This window comes from Pseudomonas fluorescens, assembly GCF_005938625.1.
GTDB classification, from domain to species: domain Bacteria; phylum Pseudomonadota; class Gammaproteobacteria; order Pseudomonadales; family Pseudomonadaceae; genus Aquipseudomonas; species Aquipseudomonas fluorescens_BD.
Map to the genome: position 1 here is coordinate 27,620 of NZ_VCNJ01000036.1, position 18,788 is coordinate 46,407.

Sequence of the window (18,788 nt, forward strand, 5' to 3'; positions counted from 1 at the left end):
CTCTTAACGGTTCTGTTCCGGATTCCACTGGGCATACCGCTGACCGCGCAGGAACTGCCACAGGCCGAGACTCATCCCGGCGAGGGTGACCAGCAGAAACGCGGCGAGGCGGAAGGGTTTGGGCAAGCGGTGTTGCGAATCCAGCAGCCCGGCGATCGCGACGGTGTAGCCGAACAATTGCGCGATCAGGGCCAGCCGATAGAAACCGTGGTCGTCCCACAGCCAGAAGTTGCTCAGCAGCAGAGGCAGCAACAGCACCGGTGCGAGACGGCGGATCAGCTTATGACTGATCAACGCGATCGAATACAGGCCATATTTCAGCGGATTGAGCAGTTCGCGGCGCTGCGCAAGGCTTTGCAGACCGCCGACGGTAACGCGTTGACGGCGGCGAAATTGCTTGTCCGCCTCATCGACGCCGTGGTCGATCACTTGCGCTTCAGGCACGTAAACGATGCGTTTGTGCGCGACCGGTGCGCAGGTGCTGATAAAGAAATCGTCGTTGACCTCGGCCGGCACGTTCTGGAACAACTCGCGGCGCAGGGCGAGCAGGGCGCCGTCAGCGGAGACCATGCAACCGGTGCGATTCTCGACCCGGCGCAGCCAGCCTTCGTAATGCCGATAGAGGCTGTCACCTACACTCAAACCACCGCCAGTGACCGGAATCACCATGTGTCCCGCGCAGCCGCCGACTTGCGGATCATTCAGCGGCGCAAGCAAGTAGCCGAGGGTTTCGCGCGACCATTGGTTGTCGGCGTCGGTGAATACCAGAATGTCGCCCGTGCTCAGGGCCACGCCGGCATTGAGTGTTGCGGCTTTGCCCTGGCGCGGCAGGTCGAGAATGGTGATGCGCGGGTCAACGACCTTGTGCGCGCAGGCCACCGTGTCATCGGTCGAACCGTCGCTGGCGAGAATGATCTGCAGGGTCGCCGGCTGATAATCCTGGGCCAGCAACGTACGCAACTTGTGCTCGATGTGCCGCGCCTCGTTGTGTGCGGCAATCACGATGCTGACGTTCAACGGCGGCGCTGGCGTGTGCCGCCAGGCCGGGAACAACGGCGCGACTAACGTCAGCAACAGCGGGTAGCCCACGTAGGCGTAGACCGGCAGCAACAGGCACATCCAGAAAATGAATTCAGCCACGGGCAGGCCTCCTGGCGTTCCAATGACACAGACTCAAAATGAACGCGGCGCCGGCCAGGTGCAGGCGTACGTAATGCAGGCCCCACAGTTGCAGGCTCAGGCCGATATTGCGGTGCTTGAAACTCTGCCGCAGGCTGAGGACGAGCCCCGGTATCAGTGTCAGCGTGACCATGACGGCCGCGTGGTGCGGGAAGCCATCGAGCAGCGCCGAGATCGCCAGAAAATCCAGCAGCCACACCAGCAGCGAGAGCATCGGAAAACGCAGCAGGCGCAGACTGAAACCGTGAGTGCGCAGCAGTTGCAGATGACTGCCCTGACGCCACAACTCCTTGCCCATCCATTCGCGCCAGTTCATTTCGTAGCCCCAGTGCAGGGCGACGTTGTCGTTGATCGACAGCAGCCGCGCGCCCTGTTCGTGCAGGCGCAGGGTGAATTCCTTGTCCTCGCCGGTGCGCAGGGTTTCGTTGAAACCGCCGACCTTGTCGAACCAGCGACGGCGCATCAGCAGGTTGGCGCTGGGCAGCCAATCCACGGCGTGGGAGGTTTGCGAAGACACGCGCAACGTGCGTTTTTGCCACGCGGTGGCGTACCACGGTGCTTCGGCGGGGGTGTGCAGGTCCAGCGCAAAGATATCGGCCTGACCGCCGGCCTCTATGTCGAACAGCGACTGGAGCCAGCTCTCCGGCATTTCAATGTCGGCATCGATAAACGCCAGCCATTCACCCGTGGCGATGGCTGTGCCGCGATTGCGCAGAGCGCCGATCAACAGTCCCGGCAACACCAGCACCTGCGCGCCGAACTGGCGGGCAATCTGTGGGCCCTGATCGGTCGAGCCGTTGTCGACCACGATCAGCTCGCATTCAACGTTGGCGGCATGCGCGGCTTTCTGCGCGGCGAGCAAGGTGCGGCCAATGTGCCGGGCCTCGTTGAACATCGGGATGACGATGCTGATGCGGCTCATGCCTTGGCCTCCGTGGTCAGGGGTGCCTGCTCGGCTTTCAGACGCAGAACACTGGTCAGCGCGAGCATGATCCATACGTATTTCTGGTTCGGCGCACTGAGAAACATCAGGAACAGCGTCAGCGACAGAAAGCTCACACTCAGGTGCGTCATCAGATCGGTCTGATACGTGTCGCGGCGCAGCATCCACGCCGCCCGCGCGCGAATCAGGTTGTACAGACCGAGGCCGAGCATGCCGACGAACAACAGCCCGGCAGGCACGCCGAGTTCACTGAAGATTTCCAGATACGTGTTGTGCGCGCGTCGATAGAGGTCGCCGATCTTGCGGTTGGCCGAAAACGCCTTGGCGTAACCGGTGGTCGCGTAATGCAGCGGGAAGGTGCCGGGGCCGGAGCCGAGCAGCGGGTTCTCGCGGATCATCTGGCTGCCGACGACGATGTACGAAGCGCGGCGACCGAGGGATTCGTCGTTGTGACCCTTGGCGCCGGCGCTCAACACGCTGAGTGACTGAATCCGCGCGAGATAACCGGCCGGCATCGCGTAGATCGCCAGCGGAATCACAATGGCCGCGCCGAGCATGGCAAAACCCAGATGCCGAGGACGAATCCGTGTCAGTTTTGCGCGGTAATGCCAGCAACCGATCAACAGACTCAAGGCCAACACCACCAGCCCTGAGCGCGATTCGGTTTTGGTCATGCCGCCCAACAGCAGCAGGCAGCAAGCGCCCCAGAACAAGCGGTGTAGCAGGTTCGGGCTGCGGATCACCAGAAACAGACCCATCGGCACAGCAAAAGCGATCAGCAGGGCGAACGCGTTGGGGTCTTCGAGCAAACCGGCGGCGCGGCCCTGGTCCTGAAACTTGGTCGAGAACATCGCCATCGCGCAGGTGGTGCTGACGGCTAGGGTGACCAGACGAGCAAACAGATCAAGGTTCAGCTCGCGGCCGATCAACAACGTGATGACAAACAGAATCAGCCCGACACTCAACTCGCGAAGGTGCCCCAGCGACATGCCCAGATCATCGGTGTTGAGCAGGCTCAAAAAGTACAGAACCATGAACCAGATCAGAAAGCGCCAGATATTGCTGCGCAGGCGTTCCGAAGGAATCTGGTGCAGTGCCAGTTGCAGCATCAGGATCACCGCCAGCGAAGCACCGATCAGTTTGCTGCCGGAGAACGACGTATCCTTGAAGAAGCCTTCGAACGGCACCAGTGCGGCAATGCCGAGCAAACCCCAGGTCGGCTTGCGGTACAACACCGCAAATCCCACCAGGCCCAGCACCGCCCCCGGCGCCAGAAACGGATAAGGGCTGGCCAGCAAACCGATGCAGACCAGACCGAGCAGACTGACGATCGAGAGCGGGAAAATCATGCGCGTGCCTCCCGTGCCGTGCGGATGTACAGCTGCGACCAGCGTTCGGCCAGAGCCTTGAGGTCGTAGCGATCCTGTTGCGTGCGTTTTGCGTTGTCGCGCAGTTGCCGGGCCAGCTTCGGCTCGCTCAGCAAAGTGTCGAGCTGACGGGCGAGGGCGGCGCTGTCGGTGGGTGCGGCGAGCAAGCCGTTGTGCCGATGTTCCAGCACATCAGGAATGCCGCCAACGCCGAACGCCACCACCGGCACCCCGGCCTGCATGGCTTCGAGCAAAATCATCGGTGTGCCTTCGGTGCGCGAGCTGATCACCAGCGCATCGAGTTGTTGCCACCACGGTTGCATGGCGATCTGGTAACCGGGCAAACGAATCCGTTGCTGCAAACCGGCGCTGTCGATCCGCGTCTGCAACGCCTCGCGTTCCGGGCCATCGCCGAGCATCACCGCATCCAGTTGCGGATGCTGATGACACAGCGGGATCAAGGCGTCGAGAAACAGATCCGGGCCTTTCTCGCTGCTCAACCGCCCGACATAACCGGCCAGCCAGCGTTGCCGATCCGCGTCCGGCACCAGCGCCGCAGCGGCCGGCAAACCGTTGGGGATCACCTGCAATTTCTCCGCACGGACGCTGGCCTGACGGTGCAGCGCGGCGATACTTTCCGCCACGCAGACCACCCGGTCCACCGATGCGGTGCGGCACAGTTGCAGGCTCAGCCAGGTGTAGAACTTCTGCTTGCGACTGCGCGGTGTGAAGCCGTGCTGGGTAATCACCAGCGGCAGGCGCAAGAGTGTCGCGCCAACCCAACCGAACAACAGACCTTTGAAATTGTGCGTATTGATCAGCGGTTTTTCAGCGCGACGCTGACGCAAGTGCCGGAGCAATTCCCCCAGCCCGGCACAGCCGCGGCAGTCCACGCCGGCCTCGCGAAAGCGTTGGATCAATTCTGGCGGTGCGTCGAGAAACAGCACCTGATGCTGCCCCGGCGTCGCCAGACAATGATCCAGCAACATGCGCTCGGCCCCATAGAAGCCGCCGCTGCTGAGCAAATGAATGATCGGCAGCGCGGCAGTCGGGGAGGGTGCGGTGTTCAATTGCGCACCCAGTGCAGGAAGCTTGGCACCGTCCAGTTCTTGTGCGGATTGCTCGGCAGCGTGTTCTGGTCGTTGATCACCAACAGCACCGGTACGCCCAGCTCGTGGCTGATTTGCGCCGGGTGTTTGAAGCGGTGATCGAAGAACTCACGCACGTAGACCAGGGCAATCGCCAGCAGCAATCCGGTGAACAAACCGAACGGAATGATCAGGCCCGGTTTCGGGAACGCCGCTTCGGTCGGTTCGAACGGTGGGCTGAGCACCCGGGCGTTGGACAGATCGTCGTTGAGCGCGCCGCTGGTGCTGCTTTCGGCGAAACGCTGGGCGTAGGTCGAAAACGCGGCGTGCAGCGCATCGATCTCGGTGTCCATCTGCCGCAGCTTGCTTTGGGTCTGCTGCAACTCGTGGATACGGTTCTTGAACTCGGCGATGCGCGCGGTTTTCTGCTCGATCACTTGTTTGACCACGGCCAGATCGGCGGTGCGTTCCTGAATGCGGTTGCTCACCACTTTGAGGAATTGGCCACGGGTGCGAGCGATCTGTTCACGGGTCAGCAACATCGGCTCGCTGCCAGGCTGGAACACCGCCAGATCGTTCATGTAGCGGCTGACCTGGGTGGTCAGTTGCTCGCCCATCTGTTTGATTTCCCGATCCTCGAACGCCACGTTGTCAACGGTGGTGGTGAAGGTGTAGGGGAAGGTGTAGTCGTTGAGTTTGTTATTGCTGGCGGCGGCCAGCGCGGTTTTCAGGTATTCGAGCCAGCGTTGGCTCTGCAACAGGCGATCCTGATACAGGTTAAGGGCTTGCTCTTCGGTGTTGATGGCGTTGAGGCGGAAGGTGATTTCTTCCTTCGGATCCGATGAGCCGACACTTTCCAGCAAGGCTTGGCGGTTACCTTCCAGGCCGTCGAGGCGCACTTGATAGAGATGCTTCTTCGATTCGTAGAAGGACTGCGGCAAGTCGATCGACTGCAAAGCCTGACGACTGAACAGATAGTTCTGCAGCAGGGCTGAAACAAACGTTGTGCCCTGATGCGGATCGGGGAAGCTGTAGACGATCGAGATCACGTTGGAGCCAGGCAGGGTCTCGATTTTCAGACTGTCGATGGCTTGTTGGGTCAGCGCGTCGAGCGCGGTGTCACGCACCGGATCGGTTTCCAGCCCGAGCACGTTACGCACCGGGTTGATCACGTATTGGCGCAGCGGCGAACTGACGTAGCGCTTGAACGGCTCGGCCACCAGTTTGCTGAAGATGCCCGGCGAAGGCGTGTATTCACCCTTGTCGCGCAGTTCACTGATGGTCTGCCGGATCAACGCTGGCGAACGGAGGATATTGCTCTCGGTTTCCATGTCCGCCAGCGATGGCGGAATGAAGGTGGCGTTGTCCACCGTGAGCGACGTGGTGGCGTCACCCTGAGAGAGTTTTTTCGACTGTACGATGACCTGCGCGGTGATATCGAAGCTCTGTTTGAGCACCAACGGCAGGAGCAGGGCGATCACTGCAAAGATCAGGAAGACCCGTTTCACCAGTTGCTTGTTGGCGAAGAAGATCCTGAAGAACTCATGCAGGTAGTTTTCCTTTGGGTTCATGGTCGGTCACCTGAGAGTTAGTTGCTGTCACTGTCTTTGTTGTCGACGCGGTAGCCGAAGCTGAACCCGACGCCCTGGAACAGCACCACGTCGGCCAGTTGACGGGCGAGTTCGCCGGCGCTGGCCAGTTTGGTTTTCGGCACGTAGAGCATGTCGTCCGGCTGCAGGTAGGCGATCTGCGAAGCATCGCCGGACAGCGCCTTCTCGACGTCGTAATGTACCGCCTGCACCTGATTGCCGTTGCGGCGCATGATCACCACCGAATCCAGGCGCGCCTTGACGTTGGTGCCACGGGCCAGGGTCAACGCTTCAAGCACCGAGACTGGCCGGCGGATCGGGTAGGAACCCGGTTGGCCGACTTCGCCCAGTACGTAGATTTCGTTGCCGGCGGTGGATTTCAGCAGCACATCAACGGTCATGCGGCCGGGCAGTTGCGCGTATTTCTTGTTGAGGAAGGTTTCCAGTTGATTGACGGTCATGCCTTGCAGCGGCACGGCGCCGATTTCCGGGAAGCTCGCGTAACCGTCAGTGCCGACGGTGATCTCGCGGCTCATGCCGGTGGCCGGGTGGTTCAGCGCGCTTTTCAGGTTTTGCTCATTGGTCAGCGGGCTGATGATCTGCACGGTCAACTGATTGCGGTTGGGCTGGAACAGTTGCTTGCGCTGATAGACGCGCTGGATTTCTTCGCGGGCCTGATCGCTGGTCAGCCCGGCGATTTTCACCGAGGTGTTGGCGCCCGGCAGTTCGATGGTGCCGTCGGGCAGCACCAGTTGATTGCCGTTGAGCTGGCTGGCGGCGGTGAAGTTCAGGCCGATCTGGTCACCGGACTGCACGCGGTAGGCGTCCGAGCCGCTGGTGCTGATATGGAAGATCACGTCGAGCACATCCTGCGGACGCAGGGTCTGCTCGATCTTCGGCATATCGGTGGCCTGGGCGTTGGCCGGTGTTGCGGTGAGAATATTCACCGGCATGTGCTGGGTTTCGGAGGTGCTTGAGCAGCCTGCAAGCGGCAGCATCAGCAGCACAAGAATCTTGGCGTTCATGGCGTCATCCTTCGCGTTCGCTTAGAGGTTTTTGTAAAGCCATTTGGGCATGTAGTACTTGCGCCGGTTGAACACGCTGCCGACCACTTTTGCCCCAGCCTGGGTCAGGCGTTGCACGGCGGCCTGGGCGACTTCCCAGCGGGTGTCTTCGGCGCGTACGACAAACACCACGCCATCGACCTGAGTGCTGATGACCAGCGTGTCGGCGGCGGAATACACCGCGTCGCCGTCGATCACCACAAAGCGGTACTGGCTGCCCAATTGATCGAGCAACGGGCTCAGGCGCTCGGCGGTCAGGTGTTCCATGGTGCGGATCGGCCGGCCATTGGGCAGCACGTGGAAGGGCAGGCTCGACACCTGCACCACGCAGTCCTGCAACAGCGGCGGGTTGTCCGGGTTGAACAGCAGGTCACGCAGGCCGCGCTCCTTGCTCAGGTTCAACTGCTGGGTGAGGTTGCTCGCCGATTGGCTGGCGTCGACCAGCAGCACTTGGCCGCTGCTCATTTGCGCCAGTTGGCTGGCCAGCGCCAGGGCACTGGTGGTGGTGCCGGCGCCGGGGTTGGCGGCGGTCAGGAACAGGATCCGCAGATCGAGATCCAGCACGGTCGAGGTCAGGTTCGATTCGCTGGGATTGGCGATGCTCAGGCTTTTGTTGGTTGAACCGTCCATTAGCTTGCTCCGTGGCCGCTGAATACTTTGAAGGGGGTTTTCAACAGAATCTTCAGATCAAGCAAAAGGCTCTGCTCGGCGATATAGCTGAGGTCCAACTCAACGCGCTGGTCGAAGTCGATATTGCTGCGTCCGGAGATCTGCCACAGGCCGGTCATGCCGGGGTAGATCGCCAGACGGGCAAGGTGATTGTCCTTGTAGCGGTAGGCGTTGAACGAGGTCGGACGCGGGCCGACCAGGCGCATGTCGCCGGTCACTACATTGATCAGATTGGGCAGTTCATCGAGGCTGGTGCGCCGCAGGAAACCGCCGATGCGGGTGATGCGCGGGTCCTGATCAATCTTGAAGTCGATGGCGTCGGCACCGTGCTTGTTCAGGTGACGCAGCGACTCTTTCAATTCTTCGGCGTTGGCGACCATGGTGCGAAACTTGTACATGCCGAACTTGCGCCCGCGATAACCCGTGCGCTTCTGCACGAACATCACCGGGCCTTTGCTGGAGTATTTGATGGCCACTGCCAGGCCTAGCAACAGTGGTGAAATCAGCAGCAGAATCATCAGCGCACCGAGGCAGGCAACCACGCGATTGGTGCGCGACAGTTGCCATGGGCGACCGCCGTCGCGACCAGTGAACCAGCCGCGCCCCTGACGATGAATCGCTGCGTCGAGACGCATTCGGTGCTCGGGATCCACGCGCTTGTCGCGGCGCATTTGTTGGATCGGTACACCTTTCTCATGACCAGTCATAAAATCCTCCGCATTAATTCAGCCGCGTACGGCGCTTGGGCGATAGGCAGTGGGGTAGTAGTCGCGGAACCAGGCGACAAAGCGTCCGAGTCCCTCATCCAGCTCTATCCGGGGCTGAAATCCGGTGGCGTGGGCCAGATCACTGGCCTCGGCGCAAGTGTTGAGTACGTCGCCCGGTTGCAGCGGCAGCAGCTCGACAATGGCTTTCTGGCCAAGGTGTTTTTCCAGCAGTGCCAGATAGGTTTTCAGCTCGACCGGGTGCTGCCCGCCGATATTGAACAACCGCCACGGCGCCATGCTGCTCGCCGGGTCGGGCTGCTCGCGATCCCACTGCGGATTGACCTGCGGTGGCTGCTCGATGAGGCGGGAGATGCTCTCGATGATGTCGTCGATGTAGGTGAAGTCGCGCTGGTGCTCGCCGTAGTTGAACAGCTTCAGCGGCGTGCCTTCGCTGATCGCCCGGGCGAACTGGATCGGCGACATGTCCGGCCGGCCCCACGGCCCATACACGGTGAAAAAGCGCAGGCCGGTGCAGGGGATGCCGAACAGGTGGCTGTAACTGTGCGCCATCAGCTCGTTGGCTTTTTTGGTCGCGGCGTACAGCGACAGCGGGTGATTGACGCCGTCCTGCACCGAGTACGGCGTGTGCTGATTGGCGCCGTACACCGAACTCGACGAAGCGTAAATCAGGTGCTCGACCGGGTGATGCCGGCAGCTTTCCAGAATGTTCAGAAAACCGTTGAGGTTGCTGTCCAGATACGCCCGTGGATTCTCCAGCGAGTAACGCACCCCGGCCTGCGCCGCGAGATGGATCACCACTTGCGGACGTTCGCGGACAAACAGTGCTTCGATGGCCGAGGCATCGGCCAGGTCAACCGTGGCGAGCTGGAAATCGCCGACCTGCTCGCGCACCCATTGCACGCGGTCGTGCTTGAGTTGCGGGTCGTAGTAGGCGTTGAAATTGTCCAGACCGACCACCGAGTGTCCGTCGCGCATCAACCGCAACACGCAATGGGCACCAATGAAACCGGCCGCACCGGTGACCAGAATCTTCATGGCCGCAGCCCTTCCGGGGCAATGTGGCGCAGACCGATGCCGCTGTAATGCAGGCCGGCGGCCGCCACTTGTTCCGGGTTGTAAAGATTGCGGCCGTCGATGATTACCTTCGAGCGCAGCTTTTCGGCAAGCAATTCGAAATCGACCACGCGGAAGTTTTTCCACTCGGTGCAGATCACCAGCGCATCGGCGTCTTCCAGAGTGTCGTCGCGGGTGGCGCACAGGTGCAGGTCGTTGCGGTAACCGTAGAGGCGGCGGCACTCGGACATGGCTTCCGGGTCGTAGGCCTGCACGCTGGCGCCTTCGGCCCACAGCGCATCCATCAGATAACGGCTCGGTGCTTCACGCATGTCATCGGTATTGGGCTTGAACGCCAGGCCCCAAATCGCGATGGACTTACCGGCCAGGCCTTGCGGGAACTGTGCTTTGAGTTTGCTGAACAGAATGTGCCGCTGCAGGTCGTTTACATCGGTGACGCTGCGCAGCAGTTTCAGCGGCATGCCGTTGTGTTCGGCGGTGTGCAGCAGGGCGCGCAGGTCTTTGGGAAAGCACGAGCCACCGAAGCCGCAGCCCGGATAGATGAAGTGGTAGCCGATGCGCGGGTCGGAGCCGATGCCTTTGCGTACCGCTTCGATGTCGGCGCCAAGCAGTTCGGTGAGGTTGGCCAACTCGTTCATGAAGCTGATGCGCGTCGCGAGCATCGCGTTGGCCGCGTACTTGGTCAGCTCGGCGCTGCGGTTGTCCATGAACATCAGTTTTTCGTGGTTGCGGCAAAAGGGTGCGTACAGCTCGCTCATCTGCTCGCGGGCCGCGTCGTCGTGGGTGCCGACGATGATCCGGTCCGGGCGCATGCAGTCGGCGAGGGCGCTGCCTTCCTTGAGGAATTCCGGGTTGGAGACCACGCGCACTTGCAGGTCAGTCTTGCCGCGGCGCAGCAATTCACTGTTGGCGGTGGCCAGTACCTGATCGGCGGTGCCCACCGGCACCGTGGATTTGATGATCAGCGTGCGATCGGCTTCCATGTGCGAGGCGATTTGCCGGGCGACGTTGAGCACGTGGCTGAGGTCGGCGGAGCCATCCTCATCGGCAGGCGTGCCGACGGCGATGAAAATCAGCTCGGCGTGCTCGACCGCGTCGCTGGCCTGAGTGCTGAACAGCAGACGGCCGGCCTTGATGTTCTCCTCAAGTGTGCTGGACAAACCTGGCTCGCTAATTGGCGGCACCGCTTGTTGCAGTTGTTTAATCTTGTTCGGGTCAATATCCACGCATAAAACCCGATGACCGACATCTGCAAGTGCGGCGGCTTGTATTAGTCCAACATAGCCCGTGCCAAATACGCTCACGTCCATCTGCGCACCCTCGATAGAGCGAAAAGAAGAAGTTCAAAATGAGACTGTCAAAAGGGGTATAGCGCAGGGTTTGAAAAGCGTGTCAGCAAAATGACATGTTGCACCTGTATAACAGCCCCATTTCTGGGGGCGATTGGCCATCAAGTGCTTGCTATTGCTGCATTTGTGGCGTCCTTGACGCTTTTTTCACATTTCAAAGAAAACGATGGACGGTCGAAGGCCACGAAATTAAAGGCTTTCAGCAAGTTGAGTGTGTCAGATTTGAGTCATCGGTTTTTTGACGCTTTGCCAGAAATCCAGCCATTTCTTGCGCTTTGATGGCCGGGTGCTAGTGTCAGTTTTTGACCGACAAACTCTTGACCCTCGACGATTTACGCGCGACCGGAATTGCCATGTTTCGATATCTGAAAGAACTGCTTTTAGTTGTTTATTTGCTGCTTTATTCCGAATATTACATTGATCGGTTAAATGCTATCGGCCTCGGTTTTTCTGTACTTCTTTTTGGCGCGATGTTTTTGGCGCTTACTTTAGCGTTATATCTAACGGCGTATATACGACAGTCACTCATTCGGCATGTGTTCGCATTGGCGATGTTTGCCTCGGCGGTGTTTTTCGACGTCTACACCCGGGTCACCGCGGATTACCTGAGCTACAGCAGTTTCGTCTCGCTGGTGTATTCCGGCGGCTTCATCCAGGAAGCGGCCTACCAGTATCGAGACGCGATCCTGCACGGCGCCGTCAGTGGTTTGCTGTTGCTGTTCGGCATCGGCCTGAAACCCCGCCACGGTTTGTCGATTCCCAATGCGCTGCGTGTGGCGGCGCCGTTGTGCGGCGTGTTGCTGCTCAGTGCCGTGCTGTTCTTGCGTGCGGGTGAGGGCGCGCGGGGCTTGCCGATCATGTACACGCCGCTGGCCTATCTGAATCTGTTTGCCTATGAGGCGCTGCACAACACGGTCGGCCCGCGCGAACCGGTGACACTGGCGCGCACCTCGCAAGCCGTCGGCCACGACATTGTGCTGATCATCGACGAAAGCATTTCCGGCAATTACCTCGACATCAACGCGCCGTTCGGTGTGCACAGCAACCTCAAACAGGCGCGTCCCGGCGTCGACATCTTCAATTACGGCTACGCGGCGTCCATCGCCAATTGCAGCGCCGACACCAACGTAACCCTGCGCTACGGCGGCACCCGCGCCGACTACATGCGCATCAACAGCACGTTGCCGTCGATCTGGCAGTACGCCAAGAAAGCCGGGTTGCGCACCGTGTACATCGATGCCCAGCGCACCGCCGGCAATCTGCAGAACCTGATGACCGACACCGAGAAAAAGGACATCGACCAGTTCGTGCAATTCGACCAGACCAGCGTGCGCGACCGCGACATGGCGGCAGCGGCGAAACTCATTGAGCTGCTCAACGATGACCAGCCGGAGCTGGTGGTGATCAACAAGGTCGGCGCGCACTTCCCGGTGCACGACAAATACCCGGACGCGTTCATGGCGTACCGCCCGACCTTGCCGCGCGGGCAGTTCACCGAGGTGGCCGATACCGGCGAACGCAACGGTTTCAATGGTCAGCCGGATGACTGGGTGCTGTACCGCAATGCCTACAAGAACACCGTGTTGTGGAATGTCGGTGAGTTCTTTGCGCGGGTTTTCGCTCAGGGCAATCTGAACAATGCGTTGCTGATCTATACGTCTGATCATGGCCAGGATTTGCATGAGCGCGGCAATCCGGGCTTGAACACCCACTGCGGGGGCGATCCGGTGGAGGAGGAGGGCCTGGTGCCGTTGGTAGTGATTTCCGGCAGCGAGCTGAAAACGCTGGACTGGTCGGCACAATTGTCGGCGAACAAGGATCGCTCCAGCCACTACAACATTTTTCCGACCCTGCTGCAGTTGATGGGTTACGACCTGGCGGGGATCGAGGCGGTTTATGGCAAGCCACTGAGTGTCGCGACGGCGGATGAATTCACGTTCAACTACCGCTTCAATGCGCGGTTGGGGGCCAAGCCTGAGTGGAAGCACATTGATCTGGGCAGCATTGTCACGCCGTCGCAGGCACCGGCGAGTGTGGCTGCCGGTCAGTAGATTGTGTGCTGGCAGGACTGGCCCTATCGCTGGCAAGCCAGCTCCCACAGTGTTCGTTTGTGTACTCAGAGGTGGGAGCAGCCTTAATCCTGTGGGAGCTGGCTTGCCAGCGATGAGGCCATTTGCTTCAACGCAAGATTCAAGTCTGTCACCGGCATCCGCTATCCTTGCCCCACACTGACCGATCAGGTGGCGGCATGCTTCGTGTTGAAAACGTCTTCAAAAGCTATCTCACCCCGCAAGGCCCATTGCCGGTGCTGCAAGGTGTCGACCTGACGCTGGAATCCGGCAGCAGCCTGGCACTGATGGGCGAATCCGGCAGCGGCAAAAGCACCTTGCTGCACCTGGTGGCCGGTCTCGACAAAGTCGACAGCGGCAGCATTCGCAGCGGCGAACATCGGCTGGAGGTGATGAACGAAGCGCAACTGGCGAATTGGCGGCGCACAGAAATCGGTCTGGTGTTCCAGCAGTTCAACCTGATCGGCAGTTTGCGCGTCGAAGACAATCTGGCCTTTCAGGCGCGTCTGGCCGGGCGCCATGAGCCACGTTGGCAGGCACATCTGGTGCAGCGTCTGGGCCTGGGCGATTTGCTCAAGCGTTATCCCGAGCAACTTTCCGGTGGTCAACAGCAGCGGGTTGCACTGGGCCGGGCGCTGGCCTCGCAGCCGAAATTGCTGCTCGCCGATGAGCCCACCGGCAGCCTCGATGAAGCGACCAGTGACGAAGTGCTGCGCTTGTTGCTGGAATTGCTTGATGACACGCCGACCACGTTGTTGATGGTCACCCACAGCCCGCGAGTCGCGGCCCGCTTGGCGCAGCGAGTAGTGTTGTCCAACGGGCGGCTGACGTGAGCGTTTTCCGCCAGACCCTGCGCGCGCTGCTCAGCCATTGGCGGCGCCATCCGGTGCAGTTTTTCAGTGTGCTGACCGGGTTGTGGCTGGCGACCAGTCTGCTCACCGGCGTCGAGGCGCTGAACAGTCAGGCGCGTGACAGCTACGCACGGGCCAGCCAGTTGATCGGCGGCGAACCGCAGGCCAGTCTCAGCACGCCGAACGGTGCGACTTTTGCGCAGCAATGGTTTGTTGATCTGCGCCGACAGGGCTGGCCGGTTTCACCGCTGTTGCAAGGGCGGGTGCTGCTCAAGGGCTTCGAAAATCAGCGGCTGCAATTGATGGGTATCGAACCGGTGTCGCTGCCGGCCGATTCGGCGGTGGCCGGGCAGGCGATGCCGATCGAACGGGTCGTAGAGTTCTTCACGCCGCCAGGCAGTACGTGGATTTCACCGGAAACGCTACAAGCGCTGGATCTGCGTGAAGGCGACACGCCGCAAACGGCGAATGGTCTGCGATTGCCGCCGTTGCTCGCGCAAAAGGACATGGCGCCCGGCCTGTTGCTGGTGGACATCGGCGTCGCGCAAACCCTGCTGGAACAACCAGGACAATTGTCGCGGCTATTGCTGCCCAAGGATTTTCACGCCGAGTTGCCCGCCGCGTTCAAGGGGCAGTTGCAGCTCAAAAGCAGCGGCGAGGAAAACAATCTGGCGCGACTGACCGAGAGCTTTCACCTGAATCTCGATGCGTTGGGTTTTTTGTCGTTCATGGTTGGCTTGTTCATCGTCCACGCCGCGATTGGCCTCGCTCTGGAACAGCGGCGCGGCTTGTTGCGTACGCTGCGCGCCTGCGGGGTCAGCGCGCGGATGTTGATCTTGTGCTTGATCGTCGAGCTGGGGGTTCTCGCGCTGATCGGCGGATTATTCGGCGTGATCAGCGGCTATTGGCTGGCCAGTGTCTTGCTGCCGGATGTCGCCGCCAGCCTGCGTGGGTTGTACGGCGCAGAAGTGGCGGGGCAGTTGCGCCTCAGTCCCTGGTGGTGGTTCAGCGGCATTGGTTTGAGCCTGCTCGGCGCCTTGCTCGCCGGGACCAACAGTCTGCTGCGCGCCGCCCGTTTGCCATTGTTGGCCGTGGCGGATCCGCAAGCCTGGCATCAGCAATACGCGCGCTGGTTGCGCCGACAAGGTTGGCTGGCGGCTGTATTGGGCTTGGTCGCGTTGGCGGCATTGATCTGGGGCGACAGTCTGGCTAGCGGTTTTGTCTTGATGGCCGGATTGCTGATCGGCGCCGCATTGGCGCTGCCGGTGTTGCTCAGTGCGCTGTTGAATCAGTTGCTCGGGCGCAGTCGCTCGGTGCTGGGTCAGTGGTTTCTCGCCGATTGCCGTCAGCAATTGCCGGCACTCAGTCTGGCGTTGATGGCTTTGCTTCTGGCGCTGGCCGCCAACATCGGCGCCGGCAGCATGACCGCCGGTTTTCGCCAGACCTTCAACGACTGGCTAGAACAACGCCTGAGTGCCGAGTTGTATATCAATCCGAGCAATCCGGCACAGTCGCGGGAAATGTACAGCTGGCTCAAGCAGCAGCCGAATGTTGCAGCAGTGCTGCCCAACTGGCAGGTTGCGGTGACGTTGCAGGGCTGGCCGGCAGAAGTGTTTGGCATCATCGATCACGCGCATTATCGCCAGCACTGGCCGTTGCTCGATGTCAGTGGCAGCGACCCGTGGGCGCATCTGGCCACGGATGATGCGGTGATGCTCAGCGAGCAAATCGCCCGGCGTCTGAAATTGCACGTGGGTGAACACGTGGCGATTCCTACACCAAACGGCACATGGTCGCCGCGCATCGTTGGCATTTACGCCGACTACGGCAATCCCAAGGGACACTTGCTGGTCAACATCCACCACCTGCTGCGCGGCTGGCCGCAGTTGACGCCGAACCGTTTCAATCTGCGCATCGAACCGCAGAACATTCCGGCGTTGTTGAACAGCTTACAGGCGCGCTTTCAACTCGATGACAGCCGCATCGTCGATCAGGCGCGGCTCAAGGGCTGGTCGGTGCAGGTTTTCGAGCGGACCTTTGCGGCGACGGCGGCGTTGAACAGCCTGACCCTGGCGGTGGCGGGCGTGGCGCTGTTCATCAGCCTGCTGACGCAAAGTCAAAGCCGCCTCGGCCAACTCGCACCGCTATGGGCGCTGGGCGTAACGCGACGGCAGTTGATGCTGCTCAATCTCGGTCAGACCTGGCTGCTGGCGGTGCTGACATTGGTGTTGGCGTTGCCGCTGGGGATCGCGCTGGCGTGGTGCCTGGACGCGGTGATCAATGTGCAGGCGTTTGGCTGGCGGCTGCCGTTGCGGGTGTTTCCGTGGCAATTGCTGCAGTTGATGGGGTTGGCGTTGTTGGCGACGTTGCTGGCTTCGGCATGGCCGCTGTACTCGCTGTACCGCACGCAACCGGCGGATCTGCTGAGGACGTTTGCCCATGAGGATTAACTTCGCTGTGCTCATGGTTTTGTTGCTGCTCGGTGGTTGCGATCAATCCGCGCCGGAGCAGAAAGGCTTCGCCGGGATGGGCGATCAGGCGTTGGCGTTTACGCCGGTGGTGCCGGGGCGGGTGTTCAGTTTTCCGGCAGATCACGCTGCACACGAGGGTTTTCGTATCGAGTGGTGGTACGTCACCGCCAATCTCAAGGATCAGCAGGGCAATGAGTTCGGCGTGCAGTGGACGCTGTTTCGCAGTGCGCTGAAACCGCTGGCGGAGCAGGCCGGGTGGACTGATCAGACGATCTGGCTGGGGCATGCTGCGGTGACTTCGAGCACGGTGCATCACGCCGTCGAACGTTACGCCAGAGGCGGAGTGGGACAGGCGGGCGTGCGGCTGGCGCCGTTCGAGGCGTGGATCGACGATTGGCGGTTCGCCAGTCAGGCGCAGGATCCGTTGAGCGACCTGCAACTCAGCGCTCGCGACAAGGATTTCGCCTATCAACTGCACCTCACTTCCAGCCGCCCGCTGGTGTTGCAGGGCGACAAGGGTTTCAGTCAGAAATCTGAAGAAGGTCAGGCGTCGTATTACTACAGTCAGCCGTTTTTCCAGGCCAGCGGCACGTTGCAGATTGACGGCCAGAGCTACACCGTCAGTGGCCCGGCATGGCTCGATCGCGAATGGAGCAGTCAGCCGCTGACCGCGAATCAAACCGGTTGGGACTGGTTTTCCCTGCACTTGGACAGTGGTGAACACGTGATGCTGTACCGCATGCGCCAGAAGGACGGTGCGCCGTATCTCACCGGCACATGGATAGCCGCCGATGGCCAGACGCAAACCCTGCGCAGTTCGCAGATCCGGCTCATCCCGCAAGACACTGCCAAAGTCGCCGGACGGGCGATGCCGGTGAAATGGTCGATCAGCATCCCCGACAAGCACCTCGATATCACCCTCGACGCGCTCAACCCGAATGCGTGGATGAACCTGCGCATCCCCTATTGGGAAGGCCCGGTGCGCATCAGCGGCAGTCATCCCGGCCAGGGCTATCTGGAAATGACCGGGTACTGAAAGGTATCCGCAAATCCCTGTAGGAGCTGCCGAAGGCTGCGATCTTTTGATGTTGGTTTTAAAAGCAACATCAACAGATCGCAGCCTTCGGCAGCTCCTGCAATGGATCGGTTTGAACTCGGCTTGCTGTGTTGTCCTCTATAGAGAAACCTGTCGAGGATTGGCAATGAGCGACGACCTGCAACCCCCAGACCTGAATTCCTGGCAGCGCCTGTTCGATGACCAGACCTACTGGCAGCAATCCCCCGACGCCCACTACTTCGACCTGCAACGCATCGCCGACGACTTGCTCGGCCAAGGCGCCATCGATCTTGAGCAATGGCAGATCCTGCGCGCCAAAGCCGACGATATGCACAAGGATTCACCGTCGATCAACGTCACCCGTGAACTCGACGACCCTGAAGCCTGAGGACTACCCCATGAAACCCATCACCCAAGGCGAACACCCCGACGAACCCCGGCCACCGGGCGAAACCGAACGCGACAACGACGCCCTACGGCCCACCGATCCGAAACAGCGTAAAAACACTGGCAAAGGCACGCCCAGCGGCGAATCCACCGCGCAGGACACCGCAAAACAACAGACCTCCTCGACACAAACCAAAGCCAAGCCCTGAACAGCGTCTATGCTCAGTGGCACGTTCGTCGTCGAAGTCGATTCGGCGCCGGGCGCTGCCATTCATCACAGGGAAAGTATTGCTTATGAAGCTCGACGCACTGGCCAAGGCCATCACCCTCGCAACCGTACTGTCCGCCACCAGCTTCGGCGCTCTGGCTGCCGATATTCCGCTGTCCGCCACTGTTGAAGCCGATCAGGTCACCACCAAAGTGATCTCCGTCGATGCCGCCAACCATCAGGTTGTGCTCGAAGGTGCCGAAGGTAAACCGGTTCACGTTCAGCTCAGCGACAAGGCGAAAAACCTCGACAATCTCAAGGCCGGCGATCAGGTCAACATCCAAGTGCAGCGTTCTGTCGCCGCTTACCTCGACACCGATGTGGATAAAGGTCTGCCTGGCACCACCGAACGTACCGGCGAGTTGCGTAAGGCCCCGGGCAGCGATAACCCCGGTGGCGAAGCGTTCCGTCAGGTTCAGGTGCAACTGAAAATCACCAAAATTGATTTGAAGAAGAATCAGGTGACCCTGCAAAACCCGGCGGGCGTATCGAAAGTACTCGACGTGAAAAAGCCTGAAATCCAAGCAAAGCTGAAAGATCTGAAAGAAGGGCAGAGCGTTATTGTCACTTACACCGATATCTTGAAAGTGACTAGTCAACACGAAAGTTGAGCTTTAACTCTACAGAGTGACTGC

At 60.4% G+C, this 18,788-nt stretch carries 17 protein-coding genes; 7 read left to right on the top strand and 10 right to left on the bottom strand.

Features of this window, described 5'->3' with window-relative positions; translation table 11 throughout:
• Positions 1-3 precede the first annotated feature (3 nt).
• Genes FGA82_RS21525 through FGA82_RS21570 form a run of 10 tightly spaced genes read right to left on the bottom strand, consistent with a single transcriptional unit; the run spans position 4 to position 11,011 of the window.
• Positions 4-1,140, bottom strand: a complete 1,137-nt coding sequence (locus FGA82_RS21525) for a glycosyltransferase (RefSeq protein ID WP_141128658.1) — start codon at positions 1,138-1,140, stop codon at positions 4-6.
• Complete coding sequence (locus tag FGA82_RS21530; protein ID WP_141128659.1) at positions 1,133-2,101, bottom strand: glycosyltransferase; 969 nt, start codon at positions 2,099-2,101, stop codon at positions 1,133-1,135. The genes FGA82_RS21525 and FGA82_RS21530 overlap by 8 nt, the downstream gene beginning before the upstream one ends.
• Positions 2,098-3,471 (bottom strand): O-antigen ligase family protein, encoded by a 1,374-nt coding sequence (locus FGA82_RS21535; RefSeq protein ID WP_141128660.1) that lies wholly within the window; start codon positions 3,469-3,471, stop codon positions 2,098-2,100. The genes FGA82_RS21530 and FGA82_RS21535 overlap by 4 nt, the downstream gene beginning before the upstream one ends.
• The gene (locus tag FGA82_RS21540; protein ID WP_141128661.1) at positions 3,468-4,559 is read right to left on the bottom strand and encodes a glycosyltransferase family 4 protein; all 1,092 of its coding nucleotides are present in this window, start codon (positions 4,557-4,559) and stop codon (positions 3,468-3,470) included. The genes FGA82_RS21535 and FGA82_RS21540 overlap by 4 nt, the downstream gene beginning before the upstream one ends.
• The gene (locus FGA82_RS21545) at positions 4,556-6,148 is read right to left on the bottom strand and encodes a GumC family protein (protein WP_141128662.1); all 1,593 of its coding nucleotides are present in this window, start codon (positions 6,146-6,148) and stop codon (positions 4,556-4,558) included. The genes FGA82_RS21540 and FGA82_RS21545 overlap by 4 nt, the downstream gene beginning before the upstream one ends.
• Positions 6,149-6,165: 17 nt before the next feature.
• Complete coding sequence (locus FGA82_RS21550; RefSeq protein ID WP_141128663.1) at positions 6,166-7,191, bottom strand: polysaccharide biosynthesis/export family protein; 1,026 nt, start codon at positions 7,189-7,191, stop codon at positions 6,166-6,168.
• 21 nt (positions 7,192-7,212) lie between these two features.
• The gene (locus tag FGA82_RS21555; protein WP_008084477.1) at positions 7,213-7,860 is read right to left on the bottom strand and encodes a CpsD/CapB family tyrosine-protein kinase; all 648 of its coding nucleotides are present in this window, start codon (positions 7,858-7,860) and stop codon (positions 7,213-7,215) included.
• The gene (locus tag FGA82_RS21560; RefSeq protein ID WP_141128664.1) at positions 7,860-8,606 is read right to left on the bottom strand and encodes a sugar transferase; all 747 of its coding nucleotides are present in this window, start codon (positions 8,604-8,606) and stop codon (positions 7,860-7,862) included. The genes FGA82_RS21555 and FGA82_RS21560 overlap by 1 nt, the downstream gene beginning before the upstream one ends.
• An 18-nt stretch (positions 8,607-8,624) precedes the next feature.
• Entirely contained in the window at positions 8,625-9,662 is a 1,038-nt protein-coding gene (locus FGA82_RS21565) for an NAD-dependent epimerase (protein ID WP_141128665.1), read from the bottom strand.
• Complete coding sequence (locus FGA82_RS21570) at positions 9,659-11,011, bottom strand: UDP-glucose dehydrogenase family protein (RefSeq protein WP_141128666.1); 1,353 nt, start codon at positions 11,009-11,011, stop codon at positions 9,659-9,661. The genes FGA82_RS21565 and FGA82_RS21570 overlap by 4 nt, the downstream gene beginning before the upstream one ends.
• Positions 11,012-11,403: 392 nt before the next feature.
• Between FGA82_RS21570 and FGA82_RS21575 the strand changes: the two genes are divergently transcribed.
• The 7 genes from FGA82_RS21575 (at position 11,404) to FGA82_RS21605 (ending at position 18,764) form a co-directional block, all read left to right on the top strand.
• A complete protein-coding gene (locus tag FGA82_RS21575; protein ID WP_141128679.1) occupies positions 11,404-13,101 on the top strand; it encodes a sulfatase-like hydrolase/transferase in 1,698 nt (565 codons plus the stop codon).
• Between the two features lie 197 nt (positions 13,102-13,298).
• Positions 13,299-13,952 carry an ABC transporter ATP-binding protein gene (locus FGA82_RS21580; protein ID WP_141128667.1) on the top strand — a complete coding sequence of 218 codons (654 nt, stop codon included), beginning with the start codon at positions 13,299-13,301 and terminating at the stop codon, positions 13,950-13,952.
• On the top strand, positions 13,949-16,420 hold the full coding sequence (locus tag FGA82_RS21585; RefSeq protein ID WP_141128668.1) for an ABC transporter permease: 2,472 nt from the start codon (positions 13,949-13,951) through the stop codon (positions 16,418-16,420). Before FGA82_RS21580 ends, FGA82_RS21585 begins: the two co-directional genes overlap by 4 nt.
• Positions 16,410-17,477 (top strand): lipocalin-like domain-containing protein, encoded by a 1,068-nt coding sequence (locus FGA82_RS21590; protein ID WP_141128669.1) that lies wholly within the window; start codon positions 16,410-16,412, stop codon positions 17,475-17,477. Before FGA82_RS21585 ends, FGA82_RS21590 begins: the two co-directional genes overlap by 11 nt.
• A gap of 166 nt (positions 17,478-17,643) precedes the next feature.
• The gene (locus FGA82_RS21595; protein WP_141128670.1) at positions 17,644-17,886 is read left to right on the top strand and encodes a hypothetical protein; all 243 of its coding nucleotides are present in this window, start codon (positions 17,644-17,646) and stop codon (positions 17,884-17,886) included.
• Positions 17,887-17,896: 10 nt separating this feature from the next.
• Positions 17,897-18,094 carry a hypothetical protein gene (locus FGA82_RS21600; RefSeq protein ID WP_141128671.1) on the top strand — a complete coding sequence of 66 codons (198 nt, stop codon included), beginning with the start codon at positions 17,897-17,899 and terminating at the stop codon, positions 18,092-18,094.
• 85 nt (positions 18,095-18,179) lie between these two features.
• Entirely contained in the window at positions 18,180-18,764 is a 585-nt protein-coding gene (locus tag FGA82_RS21605; protein WP_141128672.1) for a hypothetical protein, read from the top strand.
• Positions 18,765-18,788 lie beyond the last annotated feature (24 nt).